The following is a 19,736-nucleotide window of genomic DNA, read 5'->3' on the forward strand; positions in this document are numbered from 1 at the left end:
GGCAAGACTGATCGCGTCGGGCGGGTGCGGCGCCGCATGATCGACGGGCAGCCGCGTCCGCCGCGAACCGAGGAGCAGCCCATGCCGTCCCAGCCGAGCGCGAAGCCGCGCCACCGCGTCATCGAGGCCCCCGCCGGGCGTCTGCACCTGGTCGAGCAGGGCGCCGGTCCGCTGGTCCTGCTCGTGCACGGCTTCCCCGAGTCCTGGTACTCCTGGCGCCGCCAGCTCCCGGCCCTCGCCGCGGCCGGCCACCGGGCGGTGGCGATCGACGTGCGCGGTTACGGCCGCTCCTCCAGGCCGCAGGCCATCGACGCCTACCGGTTGCTCGACCTGGTGGAGGACAACCTCGCCGTCGTGCGCGCCCTCGGCGAGCGGAGCGCGGTGATCGTCGGGCACGACTGGGGCTCCAACATCGCCGCCACCTCTGCCCTGCTGCACCCCGACGTCTTCCGTGCCGTCAGCCTGCTGAGCGTGCCCTACGCGCCTTCCGGCGGCCCCCGCCCGACCGACGTCTTCGGGCGGATCGGCGGTCCCGAGCAGGAGTTCTACGTCTCCTACTTCCAGGAGCCCGGCCGTGCCGAGGCGGAGATCGAACCCGATGTGCGGGGCTGGCTCGCCGGCTTCTACGCGGCCCTGTCCGCCGACACCCTGCCGGCCCAGGGCGAACCGGACCCGCACTTCGTCACCCGTGACGGAGGCCGGCTGCGCGACCGCTTCCCCACGGGAGTCCTCCCGGCCTGGCTGAGCGAGGACGATCTGGACGTCTACGCCGGGGAGTTCGAGCGCACCGGGTTCACCGGCGCGCTCAACCGCTACCGGGCCATGGACCGGGACTGGCAGGACCTCGCCCCGTATCGCGCGGCCCCGGTCAAGCAGCCGTCCCTGTTCATCGGCGGGGCCCTGGATGCCTCCACCACATGGATGGCCGATGCCATCGACGCCTACCCCACCACCCTCCCCGGCCTGTCGGCCGCCCATCTCCTGGACGGCTGCGGCCACTGGATCCAGCAGGAGCGCCCCGACGAGGTCAACCGCCTGCTGACCGAGTGGCTCACCACCCTCCGGGACTGAACCAGGTGGTGGCCGCACATCGTCAGGCCCTGTGCCGGGGCCGGCTGAAGGCGGGCGAGCGGTGGGTCAGGGGTTGTCGGGGCGGTGCGGCTGCTCGATGCGCGAGAGCCACGTCGTGAGCAGGTTTTCGAGCGCCTCGGCCTCCGCACCGGTCAGCAGGTCCAACAGGCGGCGTTCATTGCCCATGTGCTCGGTGAACGCCTGGTCGATGAGTTTGCGTCCGGGGTCGGTCAGGGCGACGATCCGGCCGCGCTGGTCGTCGTCGGAGCGGCGGCGGGTGACGAGCCCGGCCCGTTCGAGGCGGTCGATCCGCTTCGTCATGGCGCCCGTGGTCACCATGGTGTGCGCGGCCAGTTCGCCGGGTGCGCGTTCGTAGGGTTCGCCGGCGCGGCGCAGAGCGCACAGTACGTCGAACTCTCCCTCGCTGAGGCCGTACCGGGCGTACACGAGGCGGAGTTCGCCGGTGAGCCGATCGGCCAGCCGGTGCAGTCGCCCGATCACTGCCTGCGGGGACACGTCGACGTCGGGGAGCTCCCGTCGCCAGTCGGCCTGGATGCGGGCCACACGATCGATCGGCTGAGTGTCTTCCATGGAAGACATTATAGCTTCCGTGGAAGTAAGATGCCTTCCGTGGAAGCTAATATCGGCCGAGTGGCGCTGACCGCGATCGCCCCGGTGGCCTGGGGAGCCAACTACTTCGTGACACGCGAGTTCCTGCCCGCCGACCGCCCTCTGTACGGTGCCGCCCTGCGCGCCCTGCCCGCCGGTGTGGTCATGCTCGCCCTGTGCAGGCGACGGCCGAGGGGTGCGTGGTGGTGGCGTTCCGCGGTGCTCGGGCTGCTCAACGTGAGTGTCTTCTTCGTCCTCGTCTACGCCGCCTCGCAGTTGCTTCCGACGAGTATCGCCTCGACCGTCATGGCGGTGTCCCCGCTGACGATGATGCTCATGGCCTGGCTCCTGGTGTCGGAGCGTCCCAGAGCGGCCCATCTGGCCGGCGCCGGGATCGGACTGGCCGGCGTCTGCCTGATGCTGCTCACGGGAGCGGCGGACGTGGGCGTGCCCGGGGTCCTCGCGTCGGCCGCCGCGGTGCTGGTGTCGTCCTTCGGACACCTCCTCACCAGGCGGTGGGGTGCCGGGGTGGATGTGACCGCGTCGACCGCTTGGCAGCTGACCGCGGGCGGCCTCCTGCTCCTGCCGGCCGCCGTGGCGGTCGAAGGCGCCCCGCCCCGGCTGACCGCGCCGGGATTCCTCGCCTTCTGCTACGTCGCCCTCGTCGCGACCGCGCTGGCGTTCGCCGTCTGGTTCGCCGGCCTGCGGCACCTGCCCGCGGGAACCGTGGGGCTGATCGGCCTGCTCAATCCCGTCACGGGCGTACTGCTCGGTGTCGCGGTCGCGGGGGAGTCGCTGACCCTGCAGCAAGTGTGCGGTCTGGTCCTCGTCCTGGCCGGGGTCGTCCTCGGCAGACCCGCACGCGCCGGGCGGCGCGTAAGCGGTGGAGCGGCCGCGGCTGCCCCGCACAAGGAGCGCACGGTGCGGTAGCCCGTTTCCGCGGGAGGGGCGCGGAAGTCTGCTGATGAAGGCTCCGCAGGAGCGGCCGCCCGCGCTGCGTATATGAGCGGGCCGGCCCGGAGCGTCTGCTCCCGGCCGGCCCGCGGTGCGATCCTCGCGATGTACGTCAGTGTGTGGCGGGGACGGGGGTGTGGGCCGGTGTGGGCGCCGGTATCGGATGCGGCTCCGTCGGCCCCGCAGAGGGCGTGAGGGCCGGGGCATAGGGGATCTCTCCGCGCAGGACGGCCCTGGCGCGGTCCTCGTCGAGCTCTCCCTCCCAGCGGGCGACGGCGAGGGTGGCGACGCCGTTGCCGACCAGGCTGGTCAGGGCGCGGGCCTCGGACATGAACCGGTCGATGCCGAAGATCAGTGCCAGGGCGGCCACCGGGACGTGCGGGACGGCGCTGAGGGTGGCGGCCAGGGCGATGAAGCCGGAACCGGTGACGCCTGCGGCGCCCTTGGAGGTGAGCAGCATGACGGCGAGCATGGTCAGCTGCTGGGTGATGCTGAGGTCGATGCCGAGGGCTTGCGCGAGGAAGACGGAGCCCATGGTCAGGTAGATGGCGGTGCCGTCGAGGTTGAAGGAGTAGCCCGCGGGCAGCGTGATCCCGACGACCGGCTTGGAGGCTCCCGCGTGCTGCAGCTTGCCCATCATGCGCGGCAGGACGGGCTCGGTGGACGAGGTGCCCAGCACGATCAGCAGTTCCTCCCTGATGTAGCGCAGGAAGGGCAGCAGTCGTAGGCCGTTGAGGCGCATCACGGTCCCGAGGACGACCAGGACGAAGAACAGGGCGGTCAGCCAGAACGAGCCGACCAGCAGACCCAGGTGGCGCAGAGTGCCCAGGCCGTAGTTGCCGATGGTGAAGGCCATCGAGCCGAACGCGCCGATCGGCGCCAGTCGCATGATCCACCGGATGAGCGTGAACAGCACCGTGGAGAACTTCTCGATGCCCCGGGCGATGCCCAGGCCCGCTTCCCCACTGGCGTGCAGGCCGAAGCCGAAGAGCACGGACACCAGCAGCACCGGCAGGATCTCGTTGCCCGTCAGGGCACTGGCCAGGGTGGCGGGAATGATGGCGAGGACGAAGTCGGCGAAGCCCTCGTGGGCCGTGGTCGCTTCCGGGGGCAGACCCTTGGCGGACAGGGTCGAGATGTCGACGTGCAGTCCACTGCCCGGTTTGACGACGTTGACGACGACCAGGCCGATCACCATGGCCACCGTGGTCAGCACCTCGAAGTAGATCAGGGCCTTCAGGCTCACCCGGCCCACCGCACGGGCGTTGCCCATGGAGGCGATGCCATGGACGACCGTGCAGAAGATGATCGGCGCGATGAACATCTTCACCAGCGCGATGAAGGCGTCGCCCAGCGGCTTGAGTTCGGCGCCGACCGACGGCCACAACGCGCCCACGGCGGCACCGAGCAGGACGGCGATCAGGCACTGGACGTAGAGGTGGGACAGCACCCGGCGGGTGCGGCCCGGCGGTGCGGTGGCGGTACCCGGGGCGGCGTCGTTGCGGCTCATGCGGGGCGTCCTTCCAGGACGGGAACGAGGAGTTCGGCTCGGGCGATGCGCCGGGCGGCGCGGTGCAGCAGCACCGTGGGGGACGCGCCGTCCGGTGCGGGGACGGCTTGGGTGGTGATCACGCCTGCGGGGGTGCCCAGGCGCAGTGTGCCGTCGGCGGTCTGCCGGGCGACGCGGTGGGCGAGGGTGCCGGGGGTGGCGGCGGCCGTGGCCAGGGCCACGGCGGAGGTCAGGCCGATCGCCGGGTGCGGGGCGTGCATCGAGACCATGCGCACGGCCAGGTCGTACTCGTCATGGTCGATGAGTGTGCCCTGGGTGGTGCGGTAAGGGGAGGGCCTGGCGACGATGCCCACCTTGGGCACCGCGTGGCTGACCGGATCGCCTTCGCGGGCCAGACCCATGGCCAGCGCTGCTCGGCGGCGCAGCAGGGTCAGCGCGGGCACCGCGGCGGCGAAGTCGGTGAGGGTTTCCGTGCCGTCGAGGCCGAACGCCTTGGCCTCGAACAGGGCGGCCGGGGCGCCGGCGTCCACCAGGGACGCCTCGACGGGGCCGTCCGGGCCCCTGAGTTCGTCCAGCGTCCTGCCGGTCGGCAGAGCGCGGCCGGTCGTCGAGCCCGCGGGGTCCTGGAATCCGAGCAGGACCGGCACCCCTCGTGCCGACGTGCCCGGTACCTCGGCCCTTCCCTCCTCCGGAGCGATGCCCCCGGGTGTGGGGATCGTGCCGGTGAGGCGTGCCCCGGTGTTGACGTTGAGCATGCGGACGGTGGTGGTGTCCGACGTGATCGGGACGAGGTCGTGGTGAAGGGCGTACAGGGCGACGGCTGTGGCGCAGTTGCCGCAGTTGCTGGCCCACTCCACGCGCTCGTCGCCGATTCCGACCTGTGCGAAGGCGTACTCGACGTCCACGTCGGGCCGGGGAGACGCCTGGACGACGGCGGCCTTGGAGGTGGTGGACGACGCGCCGCCCACCCCGTCGATCTGACGGGGGTCGGCGGCGTTGAAGGCGGCGAGCAGCAGGGCGTCGACGTCCACGCCCGTGGCGGCCACGTCGCGGTGGTCGAAGATCCAGCACTTGCTGGTACCTCCGCGGATCATCTCGCCCTGCAGACGCAGCACAACTGACTCCTCACACATGGAAGGGGAAGTCCACCGACGGTCTCGCCGTGCGTGGTGTCCTCCACGGTGGGTTACGGCAGCGTGAAGTACAATCTCGCAAATCTGCATGGCTATTAAGCTGAAGTGAACGGTGGGGGTGACGGCATGCTCGACGTCCGGCGCATCCTGCTGTTCACCGAGGTCGCCCGGCGCGGGTCGGTGACCGCGACGGCACGCGCTCTCAACTACACCCCGTCGGCGGTATCGCAGCAGATCAGCCGTCTGGAAGCGGAGGCAGGCCAGCCCTTGCTGGAACGCCACGCCCGAGGTGTCACCCTCACCGACGCCGGGCGCGCGCTCGCCGAACGCGGGCAACGGATCGAACGCGAACTGCGCGCCGCGGAAAACGAACTCGCCGACTACGCCGGTCTGCGCGCGGGCACACTGCGCATCGGCACCTTCCCCACGGTCGGCGCCTCCCTCCTCCCACAAGCCGTGATCGCCTTCCGGGACGCCCACCCCGACGTACGGCTGACCGTCCGCAGCGCCCGAATCGCCGGGCTCTGGACGATGCTGGAGAACCGGGAGATCGAGATGTCCTTGATGTGGGACTACGACTGGAGCCGCATCGACCGCGAGGACATCGTCGTCACCCCACTCCTCGACGACCCACCCGCCCTTCTCGTCAGCGACCACCATCCACTCGCCGGCCGCGCCACCGCCTCACTCGCCGACTTCGCGCACGACCCCTGGATCACCCGCGCCGACCGCCACCCGGTGGCCGAAGCCCTCGCCCGCAGCTGCCGCGCCGTCGGCTTCGAGCCCCACATCGCCTACGAGGCCCACGACTACCAGGAAGCCCAGGCCATGGTCGCCGCCGGCATCGGCGTCGCCCTCGCTCCCACCCTCGCCCTGGAAGGCATCCGGCCCGGCGTCCACATGCTGCCCCTCCAACCGCCCGCCCCCGTCCGCCGCATCCTCCTGGTCCGCATGGCCGACCACTCGCTCACCCCGGCCGCCCTGACCTTCGCCACACTCCTCCGAGACACCGCGGCGGCCCGAACACCGAGAGAATGACACCGCTGTGCCGTTGAGGACGAGGGTCGGTGTTCCCCTCCCGGGCCTTTCGTAGTCGCCACACACGGTCACGGGGGAGCAGGGGTTCTGATGAGCGGACTTCCAGGAGCGTCGTTGGCGGGTGCAGAAGAAGGGCCGTTTCTCATGCCCGTTGATGACGTGTTCTGTCTGCGACAGGGCAGGGTGGTCATGGCGACGGGGCGGATCGAGCGTGGCCGGGCGCACCAGGGTGACGTGGTGGAGATCATCGGCCCGGGCGGTAACGCGACCGCTCGCATCGCGGGCATCGAAATGAATTGCGCCTCCATCGGGGAGGCGAGGGCGGGGATGAACGTCGGGGTGCGGCTCCGTGGTGTCGCCGCGGATGCCGTCAGGCGGGGACAGGTGCTCGCGACGCCAGGATCGGTCAGCGCCCGCAGCGGCTTCACTGCCGACATCACCCTGCTGTCCGAGGAGCAAGGCGGCGCGGACGTTGCCTCCGGCGATCGTCTCTGCTTCTACGTCCGCACCGCAGCAGTCTGGGGGACCGTCACCCTGCCCGAGGGCGCCGACGTGGTCCGGCCCCTTCACGGAGCCGAGGTGACAGTGGCACTCGAAGAGCCTGTCGTACTTCAGCACGGTCAGTCCTTCGCATTCCGTCACCGCGGTCGTGCCGCCGGATCAGGCATCGTGACGCATCTGCCGCGTTGAGCCGTGCACGCGAGCGACGCCACCGGCGGACCGCTGCGGGAGAGGCACGGCGGCGACCCGTGGCCCGAGCAAGCAGTCGGCGGCGGAGTTGCCTGATCTGTTCGCGCCGTCCGGCAGGCTCCGCAGTTGCCCGGATCGGAGCGATCTCCTGTGACCTGGGCCTTTCCTCCTGAGCGGGGTGGCTGCGGGGGCAGTTGGACGGCTCGTGCGTGAGAACCCTCATCCTCGAAAAGGAACCTTGCCGCGGCTCAAATGCCTCGGCGGCCCGGCGTAGCGTCCTCCGTGAGACACCCCGGTGGCGCCGACAGGCCCGGGATCGCGTGGGTGCTTGTCCCACGTCGATCCGATGGGGATCAGGTTGGTAGGGAGTGGTATCGGTGCGCTTCGGGCTTTCCTTTCTTCCTGACTGCACGCCGGAGACGAAATCTCCACAGGTCTACTTCAGCGACGCGCTGGAGTTGTCGGTCCAGGCCGAAATGGGAGGCCTGGACTCGGTCAAGATGACCGAGCACTATCTGCACTACTACGGGGGTTACTGCCCCAGCCCCCTGGGCTTCCTGTCCGCTGTGGCCGCCCGGACGAAGTCGGTCAGGCTGATCACCGGATGTGTGCTGCCCGTCTTCCACCATCCCATTCAACTGGCCGCGGAAGCCGCTCAGGTGGACGCGATCAGCGGTGGCCGGCTCGATGTGGGATTCGCCCGGGCCTATCTGCCCGACGAGTTCGACGCCCTCGGTCTGGAGATGGACGAGAGCACCGACCGATTCCGCGAGTCGATTCGCGCGGTGCGGCGTATCTGGACCGAGGAAAAGGTCAGCGAGCAGACGCCGTTCTTCTCCTACCGTGACGTGACGGGACTGCCACGGCCCACCCAGCGGCCGCATCCGCCGATGTGGGGCGCCGCGGTCCGCACCCCGGAAAGCTTCACCTGGCTGGGCGAGGAGGGGCTGGGGTTGCTGATCACGCCGCTGATCTCGCCGCACGAGTTCCGTGACCACCTCACCCTCTACCGCGACGCGTTCCAGGCCGCGCACGCCGGCTCCGGGCTGCGGCCCCGGGTCGCGGCCAGCCTGCCGCTGGTGGTCGCGGACACCGACGAACGTGCCGCGGAGATCGCCGAGACCTATCTGCGGCGCTACCTGGACGTGTGGGCGGAGGCCGTGAGCCCGTGGGACAAGCGGGAGTCCTCGGCCTACCGCGGCTACTCCGGGTTCGGCTGGATGCTGCGCGGTCTGCGGCCGGCCAAGCTCTACACCGAGGGCGGGGCGATCGTCGGATCTCCCGCCACCGTCATCGAGCGCATCCGCGCCTTCAATGACCACATCGGCGGCGTCGACCAGATCCTGTGGCAGATCGATTTCGGCGCGATGCCGCTCCCCGAGGCTCGGCGGACCTTGGAGCTCTTCTGCGACAAGGTGCTGCCGGAGGTGAAAAAGCTGTGACATGAAAGCGGCTGTCGCAGCGATTTCACTTGTCAGGAAAACACAGATGAAAGCAGTGCAAAGGGAGGTGTAAGACATGGAGGAATTCGACGAGTTGGTGCTGGATGACAGTGCCTTCGAGCTGGTGGACCTGGGCAGGGTGGTGCCCGCCTCGGTGACGGCCGGTTACGGCCTCACGGAGCTGTCCGCTTCCGGCGGTGCGAGCAGCTGTTGCTGCTGCTGCCCGTGCTGCTCCTGCACCTGATCCGGCGAACGTTTCCGGTGCGGACTTTCCCTTCTCGACACGGCGCAGGAAAGGGGGTGCAAGACATGGAGGAATTCGACGAGTTGGTGCTGGATGACAGTGCCTTCGAGCTGGTGGACCTGGGCAAGGTGGTGCCCGCCTCGGTGACGGCCGGTTACGGCCTCACGGAGCTGTCCGCTTCCGGCGGTGCGAGCAGCTGTTGCTGCTGCTGCCCGTGCTGCTCCTGCACCTGATCCGGCGAACGTTTCCGGTGCGGACTTTCCCTTCTCGACACGGCGCAGGAAAGGGGGTGCAAGACATGGAGGAATTCGACGAGTTGGTGCTGGATGACAGTGCCTTCGAGCTGGTGGACCTGGGCAAGGTGGTGCCCGCCTCGGTGACGGCCGGTTACGGCCTCACGGAGCTGTCCGCTTCCGGCGGTCAGAGCAGCTGCTGTTGCTGCTGCCCGTGCTGCTCCTGCACCTGATCGGGGTGCTGAACCTTCCGGCACATGTGCTCTAGCCGGTGCGTGAATCCGAAACGGGGACCGGGTGGCTCTCGGTCCTCCTGCTGACCAGTCATCAATGAGTTCATGAAGAAGCGGTGGTCATGGAAGTAGATGTCGAACGGGTGCGGCCGCGACTGCGCGGGGATGTCTACGTCATGCGCGTCCAGGAGGGCGCGTACATCCGCAGCAACCTCGGCGGGTCGATGCTCAAGGGCGCGTCGACGTACGAGTGGATCCAGCGGATCGCGCCGATGCTGGACGGCACCAGGACCCTCGGCGAACTGTGCGCGGCCGTGCCGGAGTCCAGCCGCAACGCCCTTGCCAAGCTGATCCTGCTCCTGCACGGCAAGGGGTACGTCAAGAACGTGCTGGACGACCGTCCGCACTCGCTGACCCCCGACCTCGCCAAGACCTACGCGGCCAACATCGCCTTCGTCGAGTACTTCACCGACTCGCCGGAACTGCGCTTCGAGCGCTACCGGGACAGCACCGTCGTACTGGCCGGGTCCGGTCCGCTGTTGCAGGCCCTGGCCAACTCCCAACTGCGTGCCGGTGTGCGCACGCCCGTGCTCGCGCCGTTCGCCGAGTCGCCGTTCGACCGTGATCGCGTCGCCGAGCACCTCGCGGTGGCCCAGGCACGGGACCCGGAGCAGGGGATCGCCTACAGGGAGGTCGACGACGGGCACCTCGACGAAGTGGCCGCCGGCGCCGCCATGGTGCTGCATGTCGCCGATCGCCCCATGACGGAACGCGCGCGCCTGCTGAGCGCCGCCGCCGGTGCCGCGGGCGCCGCGTCCGCGCAGGTGATCGTGGTGGGTGACGAGGCCTGGATCGGACCGGTGATCGGCAAGGACGGCGACACCACGGCCTGGGAGTCGGCCTGGCGGCGGCTGTGCGCGTTGGCGCCCAACACCGTCGGCGCGGATCTGCGCGACCACCCGGAGGCGGTGCCGAGCGATTTCCTGCGCGGCCCCACCGTCGCGCTGGTCGCCAACCACCTGTGCTTCGCCGCCTTCCGGCACCTGACCGGGATCGACGAGGGCGCGGGTGCCGAACAGCTGGTCCGGTTCGACCTGGAGACGCTGGAAACCTCCCACCACGCCTTCCTGCCCCACCCGCTGGCGTTGCCCGCCGTTCCCGACGACCCGGCCCGGCCGGCCGCGCTGGCGGCCGCGGCGCCCGTCGACGACGAGGAGCTGGCCCGGCGGGCGGTGGACTGCGTCGACCCGCGGACCGGCATGTTCGCCGAGATCACCGAGCGGGACTACGAGCAACTGCCGTTGTTCGTCAGCGAGGTCGTGGTGTCCGACCCGGCCGGCCGGGCCGGCGGCCCGTTCCCGGTGCACGGCTGGGGCGAGAGTGTCGTGGAGTCGCGCCAGCGGGCGGTCCGGAACGCCCTGGAGCGCTACGCGGCCGTCATGGCCGACCCGCGCAGGGGCGACCGGCTGCACGGCCTGGACGTGCTGACCGGTGAACCGGTCGCGGTCGACGCGACGGCGGTCTTCCCGACGGAGACCCCACCGAGGGCCGCCTCCGGACGCGACTGGCACGAAGCCGTGCGCGCCGCGGTGGTCGCGGCGGCCGGCGAGAACGTCGCGGCGGCGCTGTCGTCCGCGGCCGAACCGTTCCGCAGGCTGGACATGGACGGCGCCGAGCTGAGCCCGCGCGCGGCGCGCTACCTCAAGCTGCTGGAGATCGTCGGGCAGTCCTTCGAGGTCTACGACCTGTCCGGTCCCCTCGGACTGCCGACGTTCGCGTTCACCACCCCGAGGGGCACCGTCGCCTACGTGAGCGACCTGGAGACCGGCGCCGCGCTGGAGAAGGGACTGGAGCGGACGCTGCTCGCCTATCAGTCCCAGGCCGCGGACCAGCCCGCCTATGCGCCGCCGCCGGTGCACGACCTGCCCGCGAAACTGCGCGGTGACATCGCGGAGGCCGACCGGAGCGGGGCGATGCCGGATTCCGTGAGCCTCGAAGAGGCCGTGGCGGCCCTGACGCGCGAGGGCGGCCGCGTGGTCGCCGTACCGCTCGACCACGATCCCTTCCTCGCCCGGACGTGTCCGTTCGTGGTACGAGCCGTGGTCGTCCATGGCTGATCGGCCGCAGGTGCTCGTCGAACCCCGGCAGGTGGTCGTCGGGCCGTGGGCGCCGGGCTGCCCGGAGTGTCTGAGGACGCGGCGCGCCGCGGCCACGTCCGCCGAGCGCGCCGCCGAGCTGGCCGCCGAGGTGCCGGACGGGGAGCTGCCGACCTTCCTCGCGGACGCCGTCGCCGGGCTGGCCTCGGCCGGGTCCGAGGAGCGGCGGTACTGGATCGTCGACCGGGCCACCCTCGCGCTGTCCCGGCACGCCTTCCTCACCGACCCGCACTGCCCGCGCTGTTCGGCCCTGCCCCCCGACACCGAGCAGGGCGCGAAGCCGCCCAGGCGGGCGCGGCCCAAGCTGTCGCCCGAGTCGAGCCGCGTCCGCCCGCTGGACCGGGACGCGCTCGCCGCCCTGTACGTGGACGGAGAGAGCGGTCTGATTCCGTCGGTCACCTCCTACACGCAGCACTCGTTCCCGTTCACCGAGGCCGTGCTGGCCGTACCAGGCGTCTCCAAGGAGGCGTCCGGATACGGGCGTACCCGGGACTTCGGCTCGGCGTGGTCCATCGCGGTGGCGGAATCGCTGGAACGCCTCGCCGCCTACGCGCCGGGCAAGCGGACCGCCGTCACGGCCGCCTACGCCGACGTGGCCGACGTGGCGGTCGACCCGCGCTCGCTCGGCCTGTATCCCGCCGACCGGTTCTCGACCCCGGGCTTCCCCTACCGGGAGTTCACCGAGGACGCGGTCACGCACTGGGTGTGGGGCTACTCGTTCGGCCAGGACCGGCCGGTGCTGGTGCCGGAGAGCTTCGTGTACTACCGGTTGCGGACGTCGTCCGGCGGCGGCCACGGGTTCGCCTGCGAGATCTCCAGCGGCTGCGCGCTGGGGGGCTGCTACGAGGAGGCGGTGCTGCACGGCGTCCTCGAAGTCGCCGAGCGCGACGCGTTCCTGATGGCCTGGTACGGGCGGACACCGCTGCCCGAGATCGACCTGGCCACCGTGCCCGACCGGCGGATCCCTCTCGTCGCCGAGCGCATCGAACGCCAGGGCTACCGGGTCCATGTCTTCGACACCACCCAGGACCACGGGATCCCGTCGTTCTGGACGTTCGCCGAGGACGTCACCGGTACCGGCCGGCCCAGGGCCGTCTCGACCGGCGGCAGCGGACTGCGCCCGGCCGAGGCGATCCTCGCCGCGCTGCACGAACTGAGCCAGACCGTGGAGTACGTCACCGTCCTCGCGCTCGACCCCGGCTGGCGCGAGCGCGCCCAGCACCTGGCCGACCATCCGGACGACGTCGTGTCGATGGCGGACCATCTGCTCTGCGCGGCCGGCCCGGCCGCCTTCGACCGGTACTCCTTCCTGCTCGACGCCCCGCGGACGCTGGGCTGGCAGCAGGCACTCGAACGCTGGCGGTGGCCGCGCAACACCGACATCGGCGCGGATCTCGACGAGGCCGTTCGGCGCTTCGCCGCGGCCGGCATGGACGTCGTCGCCGTCGACACGACCTCCACGGAACAGACAGCGGGAGGCTTCAGATGCGTCAAGGTGATAGCACCGGGCTCGGTGCCGATGACCTTCGGACACGCGGCCCGGCGGGTGACCGGACTGCCCCGGCTCCCCGAGGTGCGCAACCCGCACCCGCATCCGTTTCCGTGACCGAGCGCGCAGACGGCGCGGGCCGGGAGTTCTGGCGGATCAGCCTGGAGGATCTCGCCGTCGCGATGGCGACCCGGCAGTCGGAGTACGGCAACCCGGACGAGCCACTGAAGTTCAAGATCTACCGGGGCCGGCCCCGCCGTCCGCTGACGACCCGGGTGCCCCGGAAGCTGACCGAGGTGACGGCACTCGACGAGACGGCGTTGTCGACGCTGCTGCACTACGGCTACGGCATCTCCCGGCAGGAGTTCGACACCGACGGGACCTGGCCCTACCACCGGATGGTCGCCTCCGCGCGCTGCCTGTTCGGCGTGCAGCTGTACGTGTGCCTCGCCGACGGCGTCTACCACTACGACGCCCCCCACCACGCACTGGTGCTGCTGCGCGAGGGTGATCACCGGCGGCTGCTGACCAGCGCGGCCGGGACCGAAGGTGCGCCGCCGGAGGCCGTGTTCGTGCTCTCCGGGCTGTTCGCCAAGACCGCGTACATCTACCGCGACTACGCCTATCGGCTGTGCACGCAGGAGGCCGGCCTGCTGACCGGGAACATCGACCTGGTCGCCCGGGCCATGGGACTGCGGGCTCATGTGCACCACCAGTTCGTCGACGAGCCGGTCCACAAACTGCTCGGCCTCGACGCCGACGAGGAACCGGCACTGATGGTGCTGCCGCTCCACTTCGCTGGTGCTGGTGCTGGTATCCGGCGTGCCGGAGCACCCCAGAGCGCCGCCGCGCTGGCCGCGACCATCGACCCGATCGCGCCGGACGTGGTCCACAGCGGCCTGAGGGTCGCGCAGGCCTGTCCGACCCTGACGGAGGTCAACCGCGCGTCCCTGCGCACGGACACCGCGGCCTTCGCGACGGCCGTTCCGGAAGCGCCCGGCGGGGCCGGGGAGGCCGGCGCACCCGGTGCCGTACCGCTGCCCCTGCCCCGGGCCGACGTCCCGGAGGTCGACCTGGCCGAGGTGCTGCGGACGCGGGACTCGGGTCCCGGTGTCTTCCGGCCGGTCGCCTCGCGGGTCGACGGCGTCGAACTGTGGACGCGCCTGGCCCGCGTCCGCACGGACGTCACCAGCGACGCGGTGCCGTCGGGCGCGCCCGTCCCGCTGGAGATCTACCTGACCGTCGGCGACCTCACCGGGATACCGGCGGGCCGCTACCGCCTCGACCAGGACACCGGCGCGCTGCACCCGACCGGCCCCGCTACCGGTACCGACGCCATCACGGCGATCGAACGCGTCACCATCCCCGGACCGGTCTTCCAGCACATGAACGCCGTCGTCCATCTCGTCGGCGACCGCGACTGGGCGTTCGACACCTTCGGCGACCGCGGCTACCGCGTGATCAGCCAGGAGGCCGGGCTGCTCGCCCACCGCGTGTGCGTCGCGGCCGCGGCCCAGGGAATGTCCGGCCGCATCGTCAACGCCTACCACGCCGAAGGCGTCCGTCAGGCCCTCGGACTGACCGAGCGGCGCCACACCCCCGTCTTCCAGATCCTGCTGGCCAGGACGGGACCGGGCGGGCGCGTGATCGTCCCCGTCGAGCCCGAGGCGGTGAACTGATGGACACCTTGCGCCAAGCCCGCCCGGACGCGGCGGGGTATGTGCTCGGCCCGGCCGCCGTGGTCCGGCTCGCCGGCAGCCCGGTGGCGGTGCTCGACGGGCTGCGGTGCACGCGCGGCTGGCACACCGCACAGCAACTGGTGCGGCTGCGCGCCGAGATCGCCGACGCGACCGGCGTGCTCTCCGACCTGCTGCACACGGCCATCGGTGCCGCGGGCGACGGAGAACTCAAGGCCCGCCTCGTCGCGGTACGCAGAGCCGTGCACCGCGGACGCCGTGTCGATCCCGCCCGGCTGGCCGACGTACCCGCCGACGTGGCTCCTCTGCTCCGGCAGTGGGCGGCGTGGGTGGCCGAACGCGACCGCCTGCTCACGGCGTTGCCGGACCGGCTCGAGGAGGACTGGGCGGCGGGTTACGAGGCACTGCGCGACGCGGCCCGCGTGCCCGCGTTCCAACTGGGCCTCGTGCACGCCAACCCGGACATGTTCATGGCCCTGCGCAAGTGGTTCGGCACCGGACGCGCGCCGCAGCGCCAGAGCGTGCTGCGCCTCGCGCAGTACCTCGCCCGGTCGGCGGCGAAGACCAGTCCGTACTCCACGTTCACCAGCAGCGGCCTGGCCGCCTGGGGCCGGGCCGACGACATCGTGCAGTGGTCCGCAGGACCGTCCGGGGGCGGGCTGCCCACGGTGACGGCGACCGAGATCAGCGTCGGGTCGCTGCACCGGATCGCGCGCGCCCTGTGCGAACGCCCGGAGTTCGAGGGCGGCAGCCGGGTGCGGATCAACCCCAGCGCCACCGCCGTCGACGGCGCACTGCTGTTCCTGGGCCGCCGACCCGTGGAGTCCGTGCACACCCTCGCCCTCACCCCGATCCTGCGCCGGGTGAGGGAACTGACCACGTCCGACCTCACGTTGGACGACCTTCGGGGGAAGCTGCGGGCCCTGGCGAGCGACGGGCAGCGGGTCGACGCCTTCCTGCGCCGGCTGGTGGCGCTGGGCCTGCTGGAGCTGGTCCCGCCGCTCGCCGACCAGGCCCCGGACCCGGTCGCCGACCTGCGCTCCTGGCTGCACGAGCACCGGCAGCCCGGTCTGGAACGGCTCGACCGGACCCTGCACGGAGTGCACGAGGCGCTGTCGGCCTACCCGACGATCACCGCGCCCGCCGACCGGGTCGCCGTCCGCGACGCCGTGATCCGCGGTCTGGACACGGCACTGCGCGAAGTGGGCGACCACGCCCACGCCGACCACCCCAAACGAGCCCAGGAGTTCGCCCGCTACAGCTTCTACGAGAACGCGGTCCACCCCGGCACGACGGCCGTGCTGGACCGGGACAGCTGGCAGCCGCTGCTGGACGACCTCGACGCGGTCCGCACGTTGCTCGGCCTGATCGGGCCCGACCTGCCCTTCAAGCTCACGCTCGGTTCGCTGTTCGAGAGCCGGTACGCGGACGGCGCGGAGGTGCCGCTGCTGGTCTTCTACCGGGACGTGCTGGCCGAGCAGGCCGCCGGGTCCGGGCCGGATCCGGCGTCGGCGGGGCCGTCCGTACTGGCACACAGCCGGTTCGCCGGCCCGGACAGTCCGGTCGAGGCGGTGCGCGAGCTGTACCGGCTGCGCACCGCGAGCAAGCGGCTGCTGGGGGAGCGTACGCCCGACCGCGACGGTGTGGTCCGTATCCGGCCCGAGGAGGTGCGGGCACTCGCCGAGAACTGGCCGGAGTGGGTCCGCACCCCGACGTCCGTCGCGGTCTACTGCCAGCTCGCCGACGCCGGACACGGCCCGGAACTGGTGGTGAACAACATCGGCTGCGGCTTCGGCCGCGGCCGCAACCGGGTGCGCCAGATCCTGGACGTGCTCGACCTGCGCGCCGACCTGCCCGCCGAACCGGGGCTGGCCGCGAGCCGCGGCGACATGCTCTTCGCCGAGTTCGAAGCCGTGGCCCGGTCCGCGGTCAACGTCCGCAAACCCGGCGTCCCGCTGGTCGTCGACTATCCCGGGGTGCGCAGCATGCGCGAGGCCGACGCCCTGCTGCCGGTGAACGACCTGTACGTGCGGCGCGGTGACGACGGCCTGCTGTCGCTGATGTCGCGGCGGCTGGGCAGACGGATCTGCCCGGTCCACCCGGGCCTGGGCGCCGACCGGCTGCTGCCGCCCGCCGCCCGCTTCATGCTGGAGGCGTTCGGCGAGTCCAACACCTGGTTCGGCGCGCACACCGAGCTCAGGATGACGTCCGACCCGCGCGCGGACAGCGGTGTACGCCACCTGCCCCGGCTGATGGTCGGCAACGTGGTGCTGCGGCGCGCCATGTGGATGACCCGCGCCGACCGGCTGCCCCGGCGGGCCGACGTCACGACCGACGCGGCCTGGATGCTGCGGATGGCCGGCTGGCTGACCGAACACGGCATCCCCGAACGGTGCTTCGTCACCGTTCTCGACCCGGCCGCGCTGGGCCAGGGCGAGACCGGCCAGGCACCGAGCAACGACACCAAACCGAACTACGTGGATTTCGCGAGCATGCTGCTGCTGCTCGGGTTGGAACGCAGGCTCGCCGAGCCGAACGCGATCGTGCAGATCAGCGAGATGGTGCCGGACCCCGGCCACGTCCGCGGCGAGCACGTCGCCGAGTACATCGTGGAACTGAACGAGCCCGGAGTCACCTATGTCTGAGCGCAGCTGGGTCAGCGCCCACCTCTTCTACCACGCCGATCAGGATGCCGCGATCGTCGGCATCGTCAGGCCCGCGGCCGAACGGCTGCGCCGGGCCGACATCGCCGACGGCTTCTTCTTCCTCCGCTACTGGGAGGGCGGCCCGCACCTGCGACTGCGGGTGCTGACCTCTCCGGACCACGTCCAGGAGGTCCGTTCGGTCATCGAGGAGACGGCCGCGGAGTTCTACCGGACGTCGCCGTCGCGGTCGTCGATGTCGGCGCAGGAATACGCCGACACCGCGCCCGGCCTCGCCAAGCTGGAGCACATGACCGACTACGACCCTGAGTTGCACCCGGACAACTCGGTCGCCTTCATCGACTACGTGCCCGAGACCGACGTGTTCGGCACCGGCCGCTCGCTGGAGGCGGTGGAGCAACAGCTCATGGCGACCAGCGTGCTGGCGGTCGAACTGATCGCCCGCGGTCGCACGCCCGGACAGCGCGCCATGGACGCCTTCGCCATGCTGGCCGCCAACCGCACCCTGTTCACCGGCATCCTGCCCGAACTCGCCTACCAGGCACGGTTCCTGGTGGAAAGCGGCGGCGGGGCGGCACGCCTGCTGGAATCGACGGAGTTCGAGCAGCACTTCGACGCGAACAAGGCCCACCTGCGCACCGGCCTGGAGGCGGTGTGGTCGTCGACGCGGGGTGTGGCCCTGCCGGACGGCTCCGTGGCCGGCAAGTGGCTGACGGCCACGCGGGACCTCAACGACACCCTGGTCAGACTGGAGTTGCTCGGTGAACTGGACGCCTATCCCGCCTTCGAGGCGCCCGCCGACGTCCTGGAGCACATCAACCACCTGGTGCCGCAGCTGATCGTGGAGCGCTGCGCGCATCTGATGTGCAACCGCCTCGGCATCAGCCTGGCGCAGGAGTCCCATCTGCGGCTGCTGCTGACCAGAACCGCGTTCGACCTGTGCGCGGTGTGACCTGATGAGCCCTACGAGCCCCACGAGCGCCGTGAGCGCCACGACCCCGGCGAATCCCGAGGTCCCCGCTGATCCTGAGACCCTTGCGAGTCCTGCGGCCCCCGCCGGCTCTGCTGCCCCCGCGAATGCTGCGGCCCCCGCGGATCCGGCGACAGGTGCGCACGCTGCGACCCCCGCGAGCCCGATGAGTCCCGCCAGTAACCAGGCGACGCGCTATCACGAGACCGTCCACACGCCGACCGAGGTCGCGAACCCGGGGGCGTACCCGCCGTTGGTGGTCAAGAGCTACCCGGGCGCGCCGCGGCACCGGCTGCCCTGGCCGCCGGAGCGGTCCGCGCACCGGCTCGGCCGGCTGCTCGCCGACCTCGGCGGCATCACCCGGTCGCAGTGGCTGACCCCACTGGACATGCTGCCGTTCACCGACAGCTTCGAGGCCATCCCGGACGCCGATCCGCTGCAGTGGCTGGTGACCCGGCGGCCGACGCCGTCGGGCGGCGCCCGCTACAGCGCCGAGTGGTACGTGATCGCCGGCCCCGACTCCGAGGTGCCCACCGGCGTCTACTACTACGACCCGGCCCGGCACGACCTGGTGCGACTGCGCGAGGGCGACTACCGCGGGTGGGTGGCCTCCCGGCCGGCCACCACGGTCCTGGTGCACACCAACGTGTTCTGGCGGCTGGCCGCCAAGTACGGCGAGATGTACTACCGCCTCGCCTGCCTGGAGGCCGGCATCCAGGTGGCGCAGGCTCTCGCGGTCGCGGACGGCGAGAACGCCACGGCCCGGCTGTGCTTCCCCGACGCCGACGTCACCGAGGTGCTGGGACTCGACCCGAGGGAGGAGGGGGTGCACGCGGTCGTCGAACTGCTCCCGCCGGTGCCCGCCGGGTACGGCGGGCCCTCGCTGGCCGCGTTCCCGCGGGCGTACGGCGCCCACGCGGCCGTCCTCGCGCAGAGCCGCCCCGACCCCGAACCGCTGCCGGCCGCGCCCCCGGGCGAGGGCAAGCGGATCGGCCTGCCGCACGCGGCCCCGGACCTGGCGGCCGGCACCCTGACCCGGCACGCGGCCATGCGCGGCTTCAACGGCGCGACCATGTCGACGGGCGCGCTTGCCACGATTCTCACCGCCTACGGGCAGCCGGCGCGCTGGGATCTGCCGGCGAACCTGGTGGAGTTCTACTGCGTCGTCGCCGACGTGACCGGCATCCCGGCCGGCGCGTACCGCTACCACCCCGACGCACACGAACTGGAGCTCGTGGGGGAGGGCGATCCCCGGCAGCGGCTGCGCGAGGCGGCGCTGGCCGCGCTGACCCAGCAGGGCGCGCGCACGGCGAACGTCTGGCTGCTGCCGGTGGGCGACGCGGCGGCGGCCGAGGAACGGTTCGGCAGCCGCTGGTACCGGGTGCAGCAGGCGGCCGCCGGTGCCGCGCTGCACCGGGCCTGCCTCGCCGGCGCGGCTGTCGACGTGGCGAGCCGGATCCAGAACGACGTGCTGACGCATCTGCTGGATTCCTGGTTCGGCCTGACCGGACGCCGACGGAGCCTGCTGGTGGCGCAGTTCGGCACGGAACACCCCGGCGGGCTGCGCCCCGAGTTCCGGCTGACGTGGTGAGGGAGAACCGCAC

17 protein-coding genes are annotated in these 19,736 nt (G+C 71.4%); 14 read left to right on the plus strand and 3 right to left on the minus strand.

The window, feature by feature from the left end; genetic code table 11:
• Positions 1–81: 81 nt before the first annotated feature.
• Positions 82–1,071, plus strand: coding sequence for an alpha/beta fold hydrolase (locus M8J74_RS12690; RefSeq protein ID WP_249836477.1), 990 nt, complete (start codon positions 82–84; stop codon positions 1,069–1,071).
• Positions 1,072–1,137: 66 nt separating this feature from the next.
• Here the strand turns inward: M8J74_RS12690 and M8J74_RS12695 are convergent, their stop codons facing one another.
• On the minus strand, positions 1,138–1,662 hold the full coding sequence (locus M8J74_RS12695) for a MarR family winged helix-turn-helix transcriptional regulator (RefSeq protein WP_249836478.1): 525 nt from the start codon (positions 1,660–1,662) through the stop codon (positions 1,138–1,140).
• 30 nt (positions 1,663–1,692) lie between these two features.
• On the opposite strand from M8J74_RS12695, the gene M8J74_RS12700 reads away from it, so the two are divergent.
• Complete coding sequence (locus M8J74_RS12700) at positions 1,693–2,610, plus strand: EamA family transporter (protein WP_249836479.1); 918 nt, start codon at positions 1,693–1,695, stop codon at positions 2,608–2,610.
• Positions 2,611–2,746: 136 nt separating this feature from the next.
• Here the strand turns inward: M8J74_RS12700 and dctA are convergent, their stop codons facing one another.
• Positions 2,747–4,144, minus strand: coding sequence for a C4-dicarboxylate transporter DctA (dctA, locus tag M8J74_RS12705; RefSeq protein ID WP_249836480.1), 1,398 nt, complete (start codon positions 4,142–4,144; stop codon positions 2,747–2,749).
• Positions 4,141–5,259: a PrpF domain-containing protein gene (locus M8J74_RS12710; RefSeq protein ID WP_249836481.1), complete on the minus strand. Its 1,119-nt coding sequence runs from the start codon at positions 5,257–5,259 to the stop codon at positions 4,141–4,143. The genes dctA and M8J74_RS12710 overlap by 4 nt, the downstream gene beginning before the upstream one ends.
• A 144-nt stretch (positions 5,260–5,403) precedes the next feature.
• Between M8J74_RS12710 and M8J74_RS12715 the strand changes: the two genes are divergently transcribed.
• The 12 genes from M8J74_RS12715 (at position 5,404) to M8J74_RS12770 (ending at position 19,723) form a co-directional block, all read left to right on the plus strand.
• Positions 5,404–6,315, plus strand: coding sequence for a LysR family transcriptional regulator (locus tag M8J74_RS12715; protein WP_249836550.1), 912 nt, complete (start codon positions 5,404–5,406; stop codon positions 6,313–6,315).
• A 144-nt stretch (positions 6,316–6,459) separates the two neighbouring features.
• Complete coding sequence (locus M8J74_RS12720) at positions 6,460–7,005, plus strand: EF-Tu/IF-2/RF-3 family GTPase (RefSeq protein ID WP_249836482.1); 546 nt, start codon at positions 6,460–6,462, stop codon at positions 7,003–7,005.
• Positions 7,006–7,382: 377 nt separating this feature from the next.
• Positions 7,383–8,447, plus strand: coding sequence for an LLM class flavin-dependent oxidoreductase (locus tag M8J74_RS12725; RefSeq protein ID WP_249836483.1), 1,065 nt, complete (start codon positions 7,383–7,385; stop codon positions 8,445–8,447).
• A 76-nt stretch (positions 8,448–8,523) separates the two neighbouring features.
• Positions 8,524–8,691 carry a thiomuracin/GE37468 family thiazolyl RiPP peptide gene (locus tag M8J74_RS12730; protein ID WP_249836484.1) on the plus strand — a complete coding sequence of 56 codons (168 nt, stop codon included), beginning with the start codon at positions 8,524–8,526 and terminating at the stop codon, positions 8,689–8,691.
• A gap of 65 nt (positions 8,692–8,756) precedes the next feature.
• Entirely contained in the window at positions 8,757–8,924 is a 168-nt protein-coding gene (locus M8J74_RS12735) for a thiomuracin/GE37468 family thiazolyl RiPP peptide (RefSeq protein WP_107067791.1), read from the plus strand.
• 65 nt (positions 8,925–8,989) lie between these two features.
• The gene (locus M8J74_RS12740) at positions 8,990–9,157 is read left to right on the plus strand and encodes a thiomuracin/GE37468 family thiazolyl RiPP peptide (protein ID WP_159027190.1); all 168 of its coding nucleotides are present in this window, start codon (positions 8,990–8,992) and stop codon (positions 9,155–9,157) included.
• A 122-nt stretch (positions 9,158–9,279) separates the two neighbouring features.
• Positions 9,280–11,274, plus strand: coding sequence for a hypothetical protein (locus M8J74_RS12745; RefSeq protein ID WP_249836485.1), 1,995 nt, complete (start codon positions 9,280–9,282; stop codon positions 11,272–11,274).
• Positions 11,267–12,919 (plus strand): TOMM precursor leader peptide-binding protein, encoded by a 1,653-nt coding sequence (locus M8J74_RS12750; protein WP_249836486.1) that lies wholly within the window; start codon positions 11,267–11,269, stop codon positions 12,917–12,919. Before M8J74_RS12745 ends, M8J74_RS12750 begins: the two co-directional genes overlap by 8 nt.
• Complete coding sequence (locus tag M8J74_RS12755) at positions 12,916–14,481, plus strand: SagB family peptide dehydrogenase (RefSeq protein ID WP_249836487.1); 1,566 nt, start codon at positions 12,916–12,918, stop codon at positions 14,479–14,481. Before M8J74_RS12750 ends, M8J74_RS12755 begins: the two co-directional genes overlap by 4 nt.
• Entirely contained in the window at positions 14,481–17,144 is a 2,664-nt protein-coding gene (locus M8J74_RS12760) for a lantibiotic dehydratase (RefSeq protein WP_249836488.1), read from the plus strand. Before M8J74_RS12755 ends, M8J74_RS12760 begins: the two co-directional genes overlap by 1 nt.
• A complete protein-coding gene (locus M8J74_RS12765) occupies positions 17,137–18,114 on the plus strand; it encodes a lantibiotic dehydratase C-terminal domain-containing protein (protein WP_249836489.1) in 978 nt (325 codons plus the stop codon). The genes M8J74_RS12760 and M8J74_RS12765 overlap by 8 nt, the downstream gene beginning before the upstream one ends.
• A gap of 184 nt (positions 18,115–18,298) precedes the next feature.
• Positions 18,299–19,723 carry a nitroreductase family protein gene (locus M8J74_RS12770; protein WP_249836490.1) on the plus strand — a complete coding sequence of 475 codons (1,425 nt, stop codon included), beginning with the start codon at positions 18,299–18,301 and terminating at the stop codon, positions 19,721–19,723.
• Positions 19,724–19,736: the final 13 nt, after the last annotated feature.

The sequence above is a fragment of the Streptomyces panaciradicis genome (genome assembly GCF_023516615.1).
GTDB lineage: Bacteria > Actinomycetota > Actinomycetes > Streptomycetales > Streptomycetaceae > Streptomyces > Streptomyces panaciradicis.